The organism is Curtobacterium sp. YR515 (assembly GCF_900113095.1).
Lineage (GTDB): Bacteria > Actinomycetota > Actinomycetes > Actinomycetales > Microbacteriaceae > Curtobacterium.
In genome coordinates, this window is sequence record NZ_FOOD01000002.1 from 20,970 (window position 1) to 36,409 (window position 15,440).

14 protein-coding genes and 1 tRNA gene are annotated in these 15,440 nt (G+C 71.7%); 6 read left to right on the forward strand and 9 right to left on the reverse strand.

What is annotated here, in order from left to right; all coding sequences use genetic code 11:
- Positions 1 to 31: 31 nt before the first annotated feature.
- Positions 32 to 1,894 carry a glycoside hydrolase family 2 protein gene (locus tag BM028_RS04835; RefSeq protein ID WP_092385031.1) on the forward strand — a complete coding sequence of 621 codons (1,863 nt, stop codon included), beginning with the start codon at positions 32 to 34 and terminating at the stop codon, positions 1,892 to 1,894.
- A 156-nt stretch (positions 1,895 to 2,050) separates the two neighbouring features.
- Here the strand turns inward: BM028_RS04835 and BM028_RS04840 are convergent, their stop codons facing one another.
- Entirely contained in the window at positions 2,051 to 2,899 is an 849-nt protein-coding gene (locus BM028_RS04840) for an alpha/beta fold hydrolase (RefSeq protein WP_092385033.1), read from the reverse strand.
- Between the two features lie 125 nt (positions 2,900 to 3,024).
- Between BM028_RS04840 and BM028_RS04845 the strand changes: the two genes are divergently transcribed.
- A complete protein-coding gene (locus BM028_RS04845) occupies positions 3,025 to 4,224 on the forward strand; it encodes a hypothetical protein (RefSeq protein ID WP_254789408.1) in 1,200 nt (399 codons plus the stop codon).
- 152 nt (positions 4,225 to 4,376) lie between these two features.
- On the opposite strand, the gene BM028_RS18165 is transcribed toward BM028_RS04845, so the two are convergent.
- Positions 4,377 to 5,417 (reverse strand): amidase domain-containing protein, encoded by a 1,041-nt coding sequence (locus BM028_RS18165; RefSeq protein WP_175495999.1) that lies wholly within the window; start codon positions 5,415 to 5,417, stop codon positions 4,377 to 4,379.
- 73 nt (positions 5,418 to 5,490) lie between these two features.
- Between BM028_RS18165 and BM028_RS04855 the strand changes: the two genes are divergently transcribed.
- The gene (locus BM028_RS04855) at positions 5,491 to 5,874 is read left to right on the forward strand and encodes a hypothetical protein (RefSeq protein ID WP_071295815.1); all 384 of its coding nucleotides are present in this window, start codon (positions 5,491 to 5,493) and stop codon (positions 5,872 to 5,874) included.
- Positions 5,875 to 5,932: 58 nt separating this feature from the next.
- Here the strand turns inward: BM028_RS04855 and BM028_RS04860 are convergent.
- From BM028_RS04860 to galU, 4 genes are all read right to left on the reverse strand, one after another.
- Positions 5,933 to 6,005 (reverse strand) — tRNA-Ala (locus tag BM028_RS04860).
- Positions 6,006 to 6,056: 51 nt separating this feature from the next.
- Positions 6,057 to 7,166: a hypothetical protein gene (locus BM028_RS04865; protein ID WP_092385035.1), complete on the reverse strand. Its 1,110-nt coding sequence runs from the start codon at positions 7,164 to 7,166 to the stop codon at positions 6,057 to 6,059.
- 126 nt (positions 7,167 to 7,292) lie between these two features.
- Complete coding sequence (locus BM028_RS04870; protein ID WP_070417871.1) at positions 7,293 to 7,952, reverse strand: GNAT family N-acetyltransferase; 660 nt, start codon at positions 7,950 to 7,952, stop codon at positions 7,293 to 7,295.
- Between the two features lie 70 nt (positions 7,953 to 8,022).
- Complete coding sequence (galU, locus tag BM028_RS04875; RefSeq protein WP_022907539.1) at positions 8,023 to 8,913, reverse strand: UTP--glucose-1-phosphate uridylyltransferase GalU; 891 nt, start codon at positions 8,911 to 8,913, stop codon at positions 8,023 to 8,025.
- Positions 8,914 to 9,027: 114 nt separating this feature from the next.
- Between galU and BM028_RS04880 the strand changes: the two genes are divergently transcribed.
- The 3 genes from BM028_RS04880 (at position 9,028) to mscL (ending at position 10,510) form a co-directional block, all read left to right on the forward strand.
- Entirely contained in the window at positions 9,028 to 9,612 is a 585-nt protein-coding gene (locus BM028_RS04880; protein ID WP_070417869.1) for a 5-formyltetrahydrofolate cyclo-ligase, read from the forward strand.
- 1 nt (position 9,613) lies between these two features.
- Positions 9,614 to 9,934, forward strand: coding sequence for an FmdB family zinc ribbon protein (locus tag BM028_RS04885; RefSeq protein ID WP_092385037.1), 321 nt, complete (start codon positions 9,614 to 9,616; stop codon positions 9,932 to 9,934).
- Positions 9,935 to 10,006: 72 nt separating this feature from the next.
- Positions 10,007 to 10,510: a large conductance mechanosensitive channel protein MscL gene (gene mscL / locus BM028_RS04890; RefSeq protein ID WP_070417867.1), complete on the forward strand. Its 504-nt coding sequence runs from the start codon at positions 10,007 to 10,009 to the stop codon at positions 10,508 to 10,510.
- Between the two features lie 115 nt (positions 10,511 to 10,625).
- Here the strand turns inward: mscL and BM028_RS04895 are convergent, their stop codons facing one another.
- The 3 genes from BM028_RS04895 to BM028_RS04905 form a co-directional block, all read right to left on the reverse strand.
- Entirely contained in the window at positions 10,626 to 11,213 is a 588-nt protein-coding gene (locus tag BM028_RS04895) for a CDP-alcohol phosphatidyltransferase family protein (protein ID WP_070417866.1), read from the reverse strand.
- Between the two features lie 19 nt (positions 11,214 to 11,232).
- A complete protein-coding gene (locus BM028_RS18170) occupies positions 11,233 to 11,463 on the reverse strand; it encodes a hypothetical protein (RefSeq protein ID WP_139219750.1) in 231 nt (76 codons plus the stop codon).
- A 65-nt stretch (positions 11,464 to 11,528) separates the two neighbouring features.
- Positions 11,529 to 15,416 carry an ATP-binding protein gene (locus tag BM028_RS04905; RefSeq protein ID WP_092385041.1) on the reverse strand — a complete coding sequence of 1,296 codons (3,888 nt, stop codon included), beginning with the start codon at positions 15,414 to 15,416 and terminating at the stop codon, positions 11,529 to 11,531.
- Positions 15,417 to 15,440: the final 24 nt, after the last annotated feature.

Sequence of the window (15,440 nt, forward strand, 5' to 3'; positions counted from 1 at the left end):
AACGATGTACCAGCCGCGCCAGCATTGAGGCATGAGCACGCTCGACGGCATCGTCGCCGCACCTGACACCGATTCCCCGCAGGCCCTCCCGATCGCCTCCCGGCAGGACGGCACGTACCCCCGGCCGCAGATGCTCCGCCCGCACTGGGCCGACCTCGACGGCACGTGGTCCTTCCGCAACGACGGCGACGACCCCGCCTGGCGCACCGGCTTCCCCGACGCACGGGACATCGTCGTCCCGTTCCCGCCCGAGTCCGTCGCGTCGGGCATCGACGAGCCCGGCTTCCACCCCGTCGTCTGGTACTCCCGCACCATCGGCCGCGCCGAGCTCGAGGCCGCCGGACACGGCGACGCGGAACCCCGGCTCCTGCTGCACTTCGGCGCGGTGGACCACCGTGCCCGGGTCTGGATCGACGGGCAGTTCATCGGCGAGCACGAGGGCGGCCACACGCCGTTCTCGTTCGACGTGACCGACGTCCTGACCGCCACCGACGCCGTGCACACCCTCGTCGTCCGCGCCGAGGACGACCCGCACGACCTCACCCAGCCCCGCGGCAAGCAGGACTGGCACGAGGACCCGCACGCCATCTGGTACCGCCGCACCACCGGCATCTGGCAGACCGTCTGGCTCGAGGCCGTGCCGACCACGTCGATCGAGTACCTCCGCTGGACCAACCTCGACCACCAGACGCTCCGCCTGACCGTCCGGCTCGCCGGCGCCCGGACCGGCGGCGAGCGCCTCCGCGTCGACGCCCGCTGGGACGAGCGCGACGAACACCTCGCGACGATCGAGACCACGCTCGGTGCGACGGCGAACGAGTTCGACGTGCTCGTCCCGATCGCCCGGCAGGCGAACGGGCAGGCCGAGGACGAGCTGCACTGGTCGCCGGAGGCACCTCGGCTCGTCGACGCCACGGTCACCCTGCTGGGATCCGGCAGCGACCCGACCCCGATCGACGCCGTCGCGTCCTACTTCGGCGTGCGCACCGTCGGCGTCGACGGTGGCGCGTTCCTCCTCAACGGCCGGAGCTACGACGTCCGCAGCGTCCTCAACCAGGGGTACTGGCCGGACTCGCACATCGCAGCCCCCTCCCGCGAGGCGCTCCGCCGCGAGGTCGAGCTCATCAAGGAGCTCGGCTTCAACGCCGCACGCAACCACCAGAAGATCGAGGACCCGCGCTTCCTCTACTGGGCGGACCGGCTCGGCATCCTCGTGTGGGCTGAGGCGCCGGGTGCGTACGCGTTCTCGCCGCGGGCCGTGCAGCGGCTGATGCGCGAGTGGATGGACGCCGTCGAGCGCGACGCCTCGCACCCGTCCATCGTCACGTGGGTCCCGGCGAACGAGAGCTGGGGCGTGCAGCACATCGCGACCGACCCCGCGCAGCAGGCCTACGCGCGGTCGTTGGCCGATGTCACGCGGGCGATCGACCCGACGCGGCCGGTGATCTCGAACGACGGGTGGGAGCACCCGGACTCGGACATCATCACGATCCACGACTACGAGGGCGTCGGGCCCCGGCTCGCGGCGACCTACGCCGACGACGCGGCGCGCACGGCACTGTTCCACGGCATGGGCCCGTCCGACCGCTGGGTGCTGGTCGGTGGGGCGGTCGACCGCGGTCAGCCGGTCATGCTCACCGAGTTCGGCGGTGTGAACTACCAGCCCGGCGCCCAGCGCGAGGACGGCTGGGGCTACACGACCGCGGCCGACGGCGACGACTGGATCGCCCGGATCACGGCGCTGTACGACGCGATCCGCGCGAGTTCGTTCCTCGCCGGGTCCTGCTACACGCAGCTCACGGACACGATGCAGGAGACGAACGGCCTGCTGAACGCGGACCGCACCCCGAAGGTGCCGATCGAGCAGATCCGGCGCGCGGTCACCGGTCGCTGACCCGACGCAGGAGCCGGGAGGCACGTCCTCGGTGAGCAGGAATGGTCGGGTCCGACGAACGGACCCGACCATTGCTGCTCACGAGACGCGGAGATCGGTGCGCGACCGACGCGGCGTCTCGGCGCGGATCAGGAGGCGCCGATCGGGAGGCGCGGGTCAGGAGGCGAGGAACCGCAGGACGGCCTCGTTCCACTCGTCCTTGTGCGATGCCAGCACCCCGTGCGGCCCGCCCTCGATGACGTGGGTCTGCGCGTTCGGGATCGCCGCAGCGGTCCGCTTGCCGGACACCTCGAACGGCACGATGCCGTCGGAGTCGCCGTGGATCACGAGCGTCGGCACGTCGATCTTGGTGAGGTCGTCGCGGAAGTCCGTCGTGGCGAACGCGACGGTGCAGTCGAGCGTGCCCTTCGGCGATGCGAGCTCGGCGATCGCGAGGTCGTACGCGCGCTGGTCGCCCGACACCAGGGGCTTGTTCACGAGCGAGGGCTTGCCCGCCGTGTAGAACAGGTCGATGAACTCGTGCAGGAACGCGGGGCGGTCCCCGGTGATCCCGTTCGAGAACCAGTCCGCGAGGTCCTGGTCGACCCCGCCCTCGGGGTTGTCGTCGGACTTCCAGAGGTACGGCGGCACCGCGCTCGCGAACACGAGCTTCTTCACCCGGCCCGTGCCGTAGGTGGACACGTAGCGCGCGAGCTCACCGCCACCCATCGAGAACCCGATCAGCGTGACCTCGGTCAGCCCGAGCTGGTCGAGCAGGGTGTCGAGGTCGGCGGCGAACGTGTCGTAGTCGTACCCGCCCCACGGCTGCGACGACTGCCCGAAGCCACGACGGTCGTACGCGACGACACGGTGCCCGGCCTCGACGAGGGCCGGGATCTGGCCCTCCCACGAGCGGCCGGACAGGGGCCAGCCGTGGATGAGGACGACCGGGTCGCCCGATCCGAAGTCGTCGTAGTGCAGGTCGATGTCGTGCCCGTTCTCGGCTCCGACGGTGATGAACGGCATGGTGCCTCCGGTGGTTACGTCTTCCAGGGAACGCCGACCATGCAACGCCGTGGGCCCTCCCCGAGGCTGGAACCGTACGCCTTGTGGACACCGGTGACGTGCCGTGGACGTGCGAGGATCGGGCGGTGACGAGCGCCGGGGAGACGAGCCGCGCCTCCGGGCCGGCCCTGGAGGCGCGCCACAGCGGCTGGACCACTCCCCTGCTCCTGTGGCTGGCCTCGCGCGTGGTGAGCACGGTCCTGCTCGCGACGGTGTACGTCGTGGCGACGGCGAACGGCTGGCCGTTCGCGTCGTCCCGACGCGATCCGTCCTTCTTCACGTTCTCGGGGTCGTGGGACGCGTCCTTCTACCGGATCATCGCGGAGCACGGGTACCCGACGACGCTGCCGCTCGATGACTCGGGGCACGTCCTCCCGAACGCCTGGGCGTTCCTGCCGGTGTTCCCGACGCTCGTGCGCGCGGTCATGCCGCTGACGGGCGGGTCGTTCTGGGTCGCGGGCGTGCTCGTCGCGACGCTCGCCGGGGCCGGGGCGTGCGTGCTGCTCTACCGGCTGGTGCTCGCCGTGGGCTGCTCGCACCGTGCGCGGTGGGCGACGGCGCTGTTCGCGTTCGGTCCCACCGCGTTCCTGCTGCAGGTGGCCTACGCCGAGAGCACGTTCCTGCTGCTGCTGTTCGGGGCGCTGCTGGCGCTCGTCCGTCGGCGCTACTGGCTGGTCGCGCCGCTCGGGCTCGTGGCCGCGTTCACGAAGCCGGGGGTGCTGGCGTTGGCCGTGGCGCTCGCGGTGCACCTCGTCGTGCGATGGGTGCAGGAGCGTCGGGCGCTCCCGGTGCGGGACGCCGTGGCGATCGTCGTGTCGGGGCTGGTGGCGGCCGCGGCGGGGCTGGCGTGGCCGGTGATCGCCTCGGCCGTGACGGGTCGGCCGAACGCCTACCTCGACACCGAACTGTCGTGGTGGGTGGGGTTCGTGGGGCGGCAGCACTTCGCGCCGCTCACGCCGTGGTTCACGATGGCGGGGACGTGGCTCGGGCCGCTCGGGATCGTGCTCGTGGTCGCCGTGCTCGCGGGGGCGGTGTGGTTCTGGACGCGGAGGTCGGTCCGGGCCCTCGGGGTGGACGTGTGGGCGTTCACGGCGGCGTACGCGCTGTACCTCGTGGCGGTGTTCCTGCCCCAGCAGTCCCTGCCCCGGTTGCTCATGCCGACGGCACCGCTGCTCGGGTCCGACGTGTTCGTGCGGACGCGGCGGCGGGCGGTCGTGTGGCTCGTGGTGGGCGTGTGCCTGCAGCCGGTCGCCGTCGTGCTGCTCTGGTTCCTCGGGTACCCCTGACGCGCGGCGCGGCCCGGCACGGCTCGGCTCGCACAACCAAAGTCACTCCGCGCCGGGGGTCGCCGTGGTTCGAGCGCACTTTCGTTGTGCGCTGCCCCGCCGAACCGGCTGCGAGCACCGCCAGGCACCCGAACCGCCGGCGCGCGGCGGCGCTACGCGTCGAACGTGTGGAACCAGGCGGTCCCGCCCGGGTGCTGCACCGTGATCATCTCGTCGAGGTCGCGGTACGGCCCGTCCTGGTTGTGGCTCGCCGACTTGATCCGGACCGTGCCGTCCGGCTCGGTGAACACCTCGGACACGATCGTGGTGTGGTCCGGCGAGTCGTTGTCGTTCCAGTCGTAGAACACGATGTCGCCGACCTTGACCTTGTCGCGCTCGTCGAGGGAGCGGCGGGTGAGCCCGAACTCCGCGGCGTTCGCGGTGAGCCACGGGTCCATCGTCGGGCAGTAGGTCCACGTCGCCGAGTGCTCCGCCCCGGCCGACCGGTTGTACCAGTCGGAGCGCTGCTGCCAGCCGCGGGCGATCAAGGTCTGCGACACGTAGTTCGCGCAGTCGCCACCGATCGGGTTCATGGTGCCGTACTCGGCGAGGTTGTAGTCCTTCCAGTGCGCCATCGCGTACTCGAGCTGCCGGTCGACGTCGGTCAGTGCCGCGTAGGCCAGGGTCGAGGTCGCGACCGCCGTCGAGGCGTCCGGGACGGGCGCGGTGGTCGGTGTGGGCGTGGCCGTCGCGGAGTCCTGCGTCGCCCCGGTCTGCCCGTCGTTCGCGGCGCTGCCGTTGCCGTCCGAGGACTGGTTGGCGGACGGTGACGGCTCGATCGCGGTCGTGAAGAGCGCGACGTCCGCCGAACCCGCCGTGTACATCGCCTGGTGCGGTGCCGTGAAGGTCACCTTCGTGGCGGTCGCCCGGACGTCCCGCGCGGCGATGCCCCCGACCGTGACGCCGGCGACCGCTGCCAGCCCGGAGCCGGCGACGGTGATCGTCACACCGCCGGCGAGCGGGACCTGCGCCGGACTGAGCGACTTCGCGACGGGCTTCGCCGTGGGCGTGGACGAACCGCCACCGTTGCTCGTGCCACCACCGGACCCCTTGCCCGTTCCGCCGTCCCCCGACGAGCACGCGGCGACGGCGAGCCCGATGCCGGTCACGCCGGCGAGGGACAGCAGGGAGCGGCGCGTCAGGGAAGCAGTCATGGTGCTTCCCAGGGTAGGCGACGACACGGCATGATCTCTGGCAGGAACCACCGTCGAGAGGATCAGACCACCCATGCCCGAGAGCCACGACTTCTTCGTCGCAGCCGCCCCCGACCACGTCCGCGCACTCGTCCGCGGCGCACTCGTCCGCGAGGGCTACACCGTCGACGACGGCGACCAGGGAGCCCTCCGCGCCACCCGCGGCAGCATGGGCCTCACGCTGCTCATCGGCGGCATGGCGAACGACCGGACCTTCCACACCCGCCTCGACGTGCAGATCATGGTCACGCCGGACGGTCGGACGGTCGCGCGGCTCCTGCGCGGTGCCGGCAAGTCGGCGCTCAAGGGCGGTGCGCTCGGCATCTCGCGCGGCAACCGCGCCTTCGAGCAGGCCGCCAACGCGATCCACGGCGAGCTCGCCCAGGCCGGGATCCTGACGGAGAGCGTCCCCGGCTGACCCGGGCCCGCCCCGGAACGACGAAGGCCACCCGATCGGGTGGCCTTCTGTCTCGGAGTGGAGCTAAGGGGATTCGAACCCCTGACCTTCTCATTGCGAACGAGACGCGCTACCAACTGCGCCATAGCCCCGAGAACGCGTCCACACTAGCACCCGCGTCGGCCCGATCCGAAATCGGGCGATCAGACGGCGCGGCGGCGACGCATGATGGCGTCGAGGTCCGCCTGCTCGTAGGCGTCCTCGCCGAGGACCCCCATGCCGGCCCACTTGCTCGGCGCCGCCGGGGGCGCGGCGGGGGCAGCGGGTTCCGGAGCGGGAGCGGCCTGCGCGACGGGGGTTCCCGTCCCGGCCGGCGCGCGCAGGCCCAGCCGCTCGGCGAGCCGTCCCTGGTCGTGCGCGGAGAGCGACGCGACGGCCTCCTCGACGTCCGGGCGCATGGGCGACACCCGCGCGAGCGACGGGTCGGTCTCGGCGGCACGGATCGCGGCGGCTTCGGCCTCGGCTTCCGCCTTGGCCGCGGCGACCCGCTCCTTCAGGCGGGCGGCGAGCTCCGCCGAGGACTCCGGCGTGGCCGCCGGGACCTTCGGGCGTTCGACGTACAGCGGCTTCGGGACGCGGTTCGGCGTCCAGCTGCGGTCACGAGCGGGCTCGGCGGGCTGCTCGGTCGACAGCGGCGGCGCCGGGTCCGTCCACTCGCTCGCGGGCCTGGAGGCGCGGCTCGACTCCGGCACGACCGTCGCGGTCCGGGCCTTCCGCGCCTTCGCCACCTGGTGCAGCTGGGCGAGGACCGCTGCGGACCCACCGGCGGCGACGAGGCCGGCGACACCGACGAGCCAGGCGGCGGGGGCCGCGACGAACACGACGACCGCGACGACGAGGCCGAGCGTGCCGAGCAGGGTCGCCCCCAGTCGGGACCGACGCATGCGCATCGCGGTGAGTGCGGGGACCGCCGAGGCCCGCTCGAGCACGGGTGCCTGCTCGGCCAGTCGTCGGGTGATCTCCCGCTGCCGGGCGGCCTCGTGGGCGCGGACGATCGCGGTGCGCTTCGCCTCCTCCGACTTCGCGACCCGCTGGGCCTCGGCGAGGGACTTCGCGTTCATCTCGATGCGGACCTCGTCCGGCAGCTCGGCGGTCTGCGCGAGGATGCGGAGGGTCTGCTGCAGCCGGATCGCGTTCCGCTCGGTGGCGAGGTACTGCCGACGGGCCGCCCAGGACGGCATGAGGTAGACGAGCCAGAGCACGGCCGCGATGAGCAGGACGATGCCGCCGCCCCAGGAGCCGATACCTGCCATGGGGACACGGTAGGGGTGGGCGTTCCCCCGGCCGGTGATTGCCGGACGCGTGTTGCGCGTGTCGTGACGAAATCGACGGGGGCGAGCCGCGCCTCCCGGGCCGCCCGGACGGACCGGACCCGCGGGTCAGACGCGGGGCGTGGTGTGCAGCGGCATCGCGGCCTCGTCGCGTGCCGCGAGGGGGACCGAACCGACGCCGGGCGGGACCTGGCCGCGGACCCAGCGTTCGAGGACGCCCTCGCGGACCTCTTCCGCGACGAGGGCGAAGCAGAAGTGGTCGCGCCAGTCGCCGTTGATGTGGATGTACCGGCGGCGGAGCCCCTCGTACCGGAAGCCGAGCTTCTCGACCACCCGCAGCGACGGGGCGTTCTCGGGACGGATGCAGATCTCGATGCGGTGGATGCCGACCACGCGGAAGCAGTGGTCCACAGCCATCGCGACGGCGATCGGCGTGACGTTGTGGCCTGCGGCGTCCTCGACGACCCAGTAGCCGATCGAGGCGCTGGCGAGGGAGCCGTACGTGATGCCGGAGACGTTGAGCTGCCCGACGAAGCGGCCGTCGAGCTCCATCGCGAACGGGAGTCCGAGCCCCGCGCGGGCGTTGGCCTGGAGCGCACGGATGCTGCCGCGGACGTCGGTGGAGACGTGACCGGAGGGGTTCGTGGCCTCCCACGTGCGGAGCCACGAGCGGTTGCTCGCGAGGGCGACGTCGAGGTCGCGGGTGTCGCGGAGACGGAGGGGCCGGATGGTGACCCGCCCGTGGGACAGGGTCGGGATCGTCGTCATCGCGCTGGTTCCTCCGGGAGCGTCGAACGGGCCCGGGGGTGTTCCCCGGACCCGTTCGGCGACGGGTCGTCTATTCGCCCGCGTTGAACTCCTTGAGCCACGACTTGAGGTCGGGGCCGAGGTCTTCGCGGTCCGAGGCGAGCTGGACGATCGCCTTGATGTAGTCGAGTTTGTCACCGGTGTCGTATCGGCGTCCACGGAACACGACGCCGTACACGCCGCCGGTCCACTCCTCGGCGTTCGCCATCTTCATGAGCGCGTCGGTCAGCTGGATCTCGCCGCCCTTGCCCGGCTCCTGCTTCTCGAGGACGTCGAAGACCTCGGGACGGATGACGTAGCGGCCGATGATGGCCAGGTTCGAGGGCGCCTCGCCCTGCGGGGGCTTCTCGACGAGGCCGGTGATCTTCACGACGTCGTCGGTGTCGGTCTCCTCGACCGTGGCGATGCCGTAGAGGTGGGTCTGCGACTCCGGGACCTCGAGCAGGGCGACGACGGTGGCGTTCTTCTCGCCCTGGACCTCGATCATGCGCTTGAGCAGCGGGTCGCGGGCGTCGATGATGTCGTCACCGAGGAGCACGGCGAACGGCTCGCGGCCGACGTGCATCTTGGCGCGGAGCACGGCGTGGCCGAGGCCCAGCGGGTCGCCCTGGCGGACGTAGTGCATGTCGGCGAGGTCCGTGGACTGGTTCACCTTCTGCAGCTTCTCGTGGTCGCCCTTCTTCTTGAGGGTCTCCTCGAGCTCGGACACGTGGTCGAAGTGGTTCTCGAGCGCGTTCTTGTTGCGGCCCGTGATCATCAGCACGTCGGTGAGCCCTGCGCCGACGGCCTCTTCCACCACGTACTGGATGGCCGGCTTGTCGACGACGGGGAGCATCTCCTTCGGCATCGCCTTGGTGGCGGGGAGGAAGCGCGTGCCCAGGCCTGCGGCGGGGATCACGGCCTTCGAAATCTGGAAGCCCATGCCTGGACGGTATCGGATGACCCCTGGAGGGGGCATGTCGTCGCTACGGAGGACACGGCTTCTCGCGCTCGGCGGCGGAAAGCCGCAAGACGTGCCCTCGGTAGACTCCTCGGCATGATCGCCGATCTCGGGAACGAGAAGCGCGCCCTGCGAGCCGAGCTCCGGCAGCGGCGGCGCACCCGGACCACGACCGAACGCGAGACCGACACCGCGGCGCTCACCGCGACCCTGCAGCGCTTCGCCGAGGAGCGCCAGGTCGAGTCGATCGCGCTGTACCTCTCCGCACCCGAGGAACCCGACGTCCGCCCGTTCCTGAACTGGGCGTTCGAGCGCGGCATCCGGGTGCTCCTGCCGATCACCCGCGAGGACGGCCTGCTCGACTGGGCGGTCGGCGACGGCGCCTCCGAGGCCGAGGGGCTGGCCGGCGTGCCCGAGGTCGTCGGCGAGGTGCTCTCCCCCCTCGCGATCAACGACGTCGACGCGATCCTCGCCCCCGCCGCCGCGGTGGGACACGACGGCGTCCGGATGGGCTGGGGACGCGGCTACTACGACAAGACGCTCGGGTCGATGGCGAACCGCCCGCCCGTCTATGCTGTGATCTTCGACGCGGAGTACCTCGACGAGGTCCCGCGCGAGACCCACGACGAACCCGTCGACGGCATCATCACGCCGTCGCGCATCATCACCTTCCGGAGCTAGGGTGCCCACCTACTCGTACCGCTGCACGGAGTGCGGCAACGCCTTCGACATCAAGCAGTCGTTCTCCGACGCCACGCTCACCGAGTGCCCGGCGTGCGGCGGCGTGCTGCGCAAGGTCTTCTCGCCGGTCGGGGTGACGTTCAACGGGGGCGGCTTCTACCGGACCGATTCCAGGGCAGCGCCGAAGGGCTCGTCGGAGTCGTCGGGCTCGTCCGAGTCGTCGTCCTCGTCGTCGTCGTCCTCGACGCCGGCGAAGTCCGAGTCGAAGCCCGCAGCAGCGAAGCCCGCTGCCTCGACCACGCCGAAGCCCGCCGGGTCCTGACCGGGGTCCGGACTCCTCGGTAGGTTGATGGGGTCGCCGTCCGGCGGCCGTCCTCGACCCGGAAGGAGTCCCGTGAAGGGCTTCAAGGAGTTCCTGCTCCGCGGCAACGTCATCGACCTGGCCGTCGCAGTCGTCATCGGTGCAGCGTTCACCGCCATCGTGACCGTCATCGTGAACGCGATCATCAACCCGGCGATCGGCGCGGTGTTCAACGCGTCGAGCCTCGACGACGCGCTCAAGGTCGACATCCCGACCGTGGCGGGCGGCAAGCCGGCGACGCTGATGTTCGGCTCGGTGATCGGCGCGGTGATCAACTTCGTCATCGTCGCGGCCGTCGTGTACTTCGCCCTCGTGCTCCCCGTGAACCACCTCAAGAAGGTCGCGTTCGAACGGGTCAAGAACGACGAGGAGCAGACGCCGCAGGACGTTCCGCCGACCGACGTCGAGGTGCTGCTCGAGATCCGCGACCTGCTCCGCTCGCAGAACGGCGTGCCCGCGAACACCGGTGGCGGTGCGCACGTGGCGCCGTCGACCGCTCCCGAGGGTCCCGGTATCGGCGGCACGACGAAGCTCTAGCTGCTCCCGCACAACCGAAACCCGCCCGAACCACGCGATCACGTGGCTCGGGCGGGTTTTGCTTGTGCGAACGGCCAGCGTCAGCGCGCGGCCGGCGCCAGCGCGCGGCGGGGCGTCAGCGCGCGGCCGACACCTCGCGCCGCTTCGCGAACATCGCGATCGCGTACTGGACGCCCGCCAGCACGTGCCCGGCGGTCCCGAGGTAGACGAACACGAGGGCGACGACGCGGACCCACGGCGCGTTCTCGTCGACGGTGTGCACCGCGGAGAACAGCAGCACCGGCAGCCCGACGAAGAGCAGCGCCGACCGGATCTTGCCGGTCCACGTGACGTCGAGGTCGGGGTTGCCGTGGAACAGCACGCTCGAGAGCACGACGAGCACCAGGTCGACGAGCACCACGACGGCGACGACCCACCACGGCAGCAAGCCGGTCAGCACGAGCGACAGCACGATCGCGATGATCGCGAGTCGGTCGGCGACGGGGTCGATCGCCTTGCCGAGCTTCGAGCCCTGGTCGAACTTGCGCGCGATGAAGCCGTCCGCCCAGTCGCTCACCCCGATGACGACGAGCGCGACGAGCGCCCAGCCGGGGTGTCCGGCGACGACGAGCCACACGAACACCGGGATCAGCAGCAGCCGGAACAGCGAGATCAGGTTCGGCCAGGTCTGCCAGTCGGGGCGCTCCCGCACGGTGTCAGTCATCGCAGGACAGGCTACCTGCTCACCAGTGCGGCGGGACGTCGCGCCGGAGCTGGTCGTCGTTCTCCCCGTCGCGGTGGCGGGCCGGTTCCGGCGGCGCCACCGGGTCGTAGCCCGGCACCGGCTGGGTGGTGACGCGCCTGCGGGGGCGAGCCGCGCCTCCTGGGCGGTCGTCCGGCTCACGGTCGTGCGCTGCTCCTGGGACGGGAGGCGCGGCTGACGACGCGTCGTCGGCCCGCGTCCACGTGCCCACCAGCTGGTCCGTCTCGGGCGTCACCGGACCGGCCGGCCGGGAGGCCCGCCGGCTCGGCCGAGGAGTCACCGGCGTGCGGGGATCGGGGGGATCGAGATCTCCTGCGTGGCACCGCGGTCGACCCCGAGCACGGCGGCGACGGTGTTCGCGACGCGGTCCGGGTCGGAGAAGAGCTGGAACGCGTGCACGCGCACGTAGTGCCACCCGAGTCGGCGGAGCACCTCGGGTCGGAGCCGGAGCGACTCGCGGAGCGACCCCTTCACGAGCGTCGCGTCGGTCTCGATCGTGACGCACACCCCACCGTGCGCGGCGACCAGGCCGAGCTTGCCGCGGTGGCCGAGCGCGACGGGGATGCCGCGCATCTCGAGGCGACGGGCGAGGTCGACGAGCAGCGGATCCGAGTCGTCCGGGACGTACTCGGCCGTGGTGCGCGCACGGACCTCGGCGAGGATCTCGGCGAGGGCGACGGTGCCGTGGCCCATCCGCTCGGCCTCGATGTCGGACGGCTGGAAGCAGGTGACGATGACCATCGAGCGACGTGCCCGGGTCATCGCGACGGCGAGCAGGCGCTCCCCACCGGGCTTGCCGAGCGGACCGAAGTCGCGCAGGACACGGCCGTGCGGGGTGCGACCGTAGCCGATCGAGAACACGACGCGGTCGCGGCTCTGGGCGACGGACTGCTCGAGCGTCGCGACGATGAACGGCTCGGCCCGGTCGCCGATGACGAACTCGGTGAGGTCCTTGTGCCCCTGCGCCGCGGTGAGCACGGCCTGCTCGACGCGGACGGCGTGCTTCGCCGAGGCGGTGATGACCATGAGCGACTCGGTCGGACGGGTGCGGGCGTGGTCCGTGACGAGCCGTACGACGCGGTCCACCTCGGCGTCGACGCTCTCGACCGCCCCCGATTCGGGGTCCGGCACGGCCTTGCCGTCGCTGACGTAGTCGAGCGCGATCGAGCCGTGCCCGAGGAACGAGCCGGCCCAGGGCAGCGACTCGATGCGTCCACCGTAGAAGCGACGGTTGACGAGCTCGGCGAGGTCCTCGCCGCCGGCGCGGTACGAGCGGGTGAGCGACAGGGTCGGCAGCAGCGTGGACAGCTTCGCGAGCGCGGAGTCGGCGTGGAAGGCGTCGAGCGTGCCCTCGTCGACCTGCAGTGCGCGGTGCGCCGGGTCGACCGCGATCCGGAACGGCGACGGGGTCTGCGTGACCGGGTCGCCGAACACGACGGTCTGACGGGCACGGCGGACGGCCCCGACGGTCTCGGCGATGGTGACGGCGCCCGCGTCGACGAGGATCACGGTGTCGAAGGGCATCGTGTCGGCGATCTGCGACACCTCGTAGGGCGACGCGAGCCACACCGGTGCGATCGACCGGGACAGGTGCGGCGCGGAGTCCTGCAGCAGACGCGAGGTGATCGCGCCGTCCCGCAGCTGGGTCTTCAGCGCGGTGGCCTCGTCCGGCCAGTCGACGAGTCCGACCTTCCAGTTCTCGGCCAGCTGCCACGCCAGGCCCTGGGAGACCCCGGCCGCGTGCGCGTCGTCGACGAGCCGGAAGTCGGCCTCGACCCGGTCGAGCATGTCGGTGTTCGCGCCGAGCAGTGCCCGGTCGGACTCGAGCATCGTCTCGAGGGCGGACTGCCACCACGCGAGCTCGAGCTCGGCGGGGACGTGGGTGTCCGGCACGTGCCGGTTCGCCAGGTCCGTGATGAGTGGTTCGAGCTGCAGGTCGCGCAGTGTCTGCATGAGCTCGGTCCGCTCCTGCAGGTTGTGCAGGACGTCGGACTCCTCGGCGAGGCGGGCGATCGTCGGGACGAGCTCGTCGATCGGGACGTTCGCCAGCTGGGTCTCGCGGGCGGTGCGACCCAGCGGCTCGTCGAGGCGCGCGAGGTCCTCGACGACGTTCGAGAACAGGACCTGGACGTCCGCGATGCCGGTGGGCACCTCGGGGTTCACGCCGGCGGCGACGTAGCGCTGCCAGAGGACGCGCTGCTGCTGGACGCGGGTCAGCGCTTCGTGCAGGTCGGACACGTGCACACCGGGGCGGACGTACTCGCGGGCGAGCTTCTTCAGCCGGCGCCGGTTCGTGCTCGACATCGGCGCACCCTCGCCGCGCGGGGCGGTGGCGGCCACGAGCTCGGACACCGAGCGGTCGAAGACGACGGGCAGGAAGCGGTCGAGGGTGTCGCGGATCTCGGTGAGCAGGCGCAGGTAGATGCCGAGCTCGTTGATCGTCGTGAACTGCCGCATGTGCGTCGTCGCGACGAGGTCGTGGGCACGTCGGAGCAGGGTCGGCAGGCCGTCGGCGTCGAGGTCCTTCGCGATCCGGTGGGCGCGCTGGGCACCGTCGCTCGAGGAGAACTTCGCGCCGTACCAGGGCGAGTCGTCCGGGCCGTAGCGGAACTCGCCGAGGTTCGCGGCGCTGACCATCGTCTCGGCGACGCGCGAGCGCCCCTCGACCATGCTCGTCACCGAGGTCTTCGACAGGCGTGCGGTCGTCGACGGCGGGACGGGCAGCAGCGACAGGCGCGACAGCTCGACCAGGCAGTCGAGCACCGAGACGCGGAAGTCGGGGTCGACGCGCGTCAGCGAGCCGCGGTAGTCCTTGAGGACCTTGCGGAGCCGGACCAGGGCGTCGTCGACCTCGCGCAGGTTCGGACGCGAGGCCTTCTCGTTGCGGGCGATCGCACGGACGACGTCACGACGGAGGGTGCCCGGGGTGACGGCGACACCGGGGAGCTGCACCTCGGAGAACCGCGCCGCGATGCCGCGCAGGGTCGCACGGCGCGGGCTCACCACGAGGACGCGCTTGTTCGCCGCGACGAGGCCGCCGAGCGCGTTCACGATCGTCTGCGTGCCACCCGTGCCGGGGAGGGTCTTCACCACGATCGAGTTGCCGGCCGTGATCTGCGCGATCACGTTCTCCTGCTCGTCGTCGGCGTCGAGCAGGAGCGTGTCGGTCTCCGGGCTCCGCTCGTCCGACGGGGTCTGCTCGACCGGGTGGTACGACTGCTCGACCTGCCACTTGGCGCTCGGGTTGCCGGCGAGGGCGTCGAGCACCGGGTGGGACAGGTCCTCGGTGTCCTCGACCATCCCGGTCGCGACCTCGGCGAAGGTGGACACGACCAGGCGTGCGTGCACCGAGAAGCCCGGGATGTGCGCGGTGAGCCCGCGGAGCCGGTCGATCACCGGGTTCGGGGTGAACGAGCCGTCCTGCTGCGCGAGCGCCACGAAGGACTGGGCGTCGAGGATGACGCCGAACTGCTCGTGGAGCGCGTCGGCGAGGCCGGGGTTGAGGACGGGCTCGCCGAGCAGGCGGACCTCGAAGTCGCGGCCGTGCCGACGGATCGCGAGCGGGCGCAGCAGCACCGGGCCGCGGAACTGCTCGTCGCCGTGCTGCCAGTCGGCCATGCCGATGCCGAGCTTCACGGCGTCGATGCCGCGCACGGTGGACAGCTCGGTGCCCTTGGCCTCGACGTGACCGGCGGCGATGCGGGCGGCCCGGAGTGCAACCTCGTCACGGATCAGGCTCGACAGCAGGGTCGTCTTGCCGGTGATGAACTGCGCGAGGCCGCCCGGGTGCGTCGTCGAGAGCTCGATGCGGGCCCGGGGGTGGTCGGCGAAGTGCGTGAGGGGGCTGGTGCCGCCGACGCCGGTCAGCTGCTTGCGCCAGACGTCCCAGGCGGGCTCGGCGGCGTTGCCGGCCTGGAGGCGCGGATCACCCAGGCTGATCGCCTGCGGACTCGTGAGCTGCAGTTCCGGGCGCAGGGTGCGGTCGGGTTCGTCCGTCACGGCGGTCTCTTCCTGCTGCCCCCGTCGGTCCTGCTCCCCCTGCTGTCCGTCGCGCCCGTCCTGCTGTCCGTCACGCCCGTCCTGCTGTCCGTCACGCCCGTCCGCGGGCGCGTCGGCGCCCTCGACGGGGACGTCGTCGTTCACGTCGTCCTCGCCGTCGGTCACCCTGTCCGCTCGCCACACATCCGA

Excerpts from the sequence above, each read along its gene's own strand:
- BM028_RS04835 (WP_092385031.1), top strand. The coding sequence starts at position 32 with ATGAGCACGCTCGACGGCATCGTCGCCGCACCTGACACCGATTCCCCG.
- BM028_RS04840 (WP_092385033.1), bottom strand. The coding sequence starts at position 2,899 with ATGCCGTTCATCACCGTCGGAGCCGAGAACGGGCACGACATCGACCTG.
- BM028_RS18165 (WP_175495999.1), bottom strand. The coding sequence starts at position 5,417 with ATGACTGCTTCCCTGACGCGCCGCTCCCTGCTGTCCCTCGCCGGCGTG.
- BM028_RS04855 (WP_071295815.1), top strand. The coding sequence starts at position 5,491 with ATGCCCGAGAGCCACGACTTCTTCGTCGCAGCCGCCCCCGACCACGTC.
- BM028_RS04865 (WP_092385035.1), bottom strand. The coding sequence starts at position 7,166 with ATGGCAGGTATCGGCTCCTGGGGCGGCGGCATCGTCCTGCTCATCGCG.
- BM028_RS04870 (WP_070417871.1), bottom strand. The coding sequence starts at position 7,952 with ATGACGACGATCCCGACCCTGTCCCACGGGCGGGTCACCATCCGGCCC.
- galU (WP_022907539.1), bottom strand. The coding sequence starts at position 8,913 with ATGGGCTTCCAGATTTCGAAGGCCGTGATCCCCGCCGCAGGCCTGGGC.
- BM028_RS04880 (WP_070417869.1), top strand. The coding sequence starts at position 9,028 with ATGATCGCCGATCTCGGGAACGAGAAGCGCGCCCTGCGAGCCGAGCTC.
- BM028_RS04895 (WP_070417866.1), bottom strand. The coding sequence starts at position 11,213 with ATGACTGACACCGTGCGGGAGCGCCCCGACTGGCAGACCTGGCCGAAC.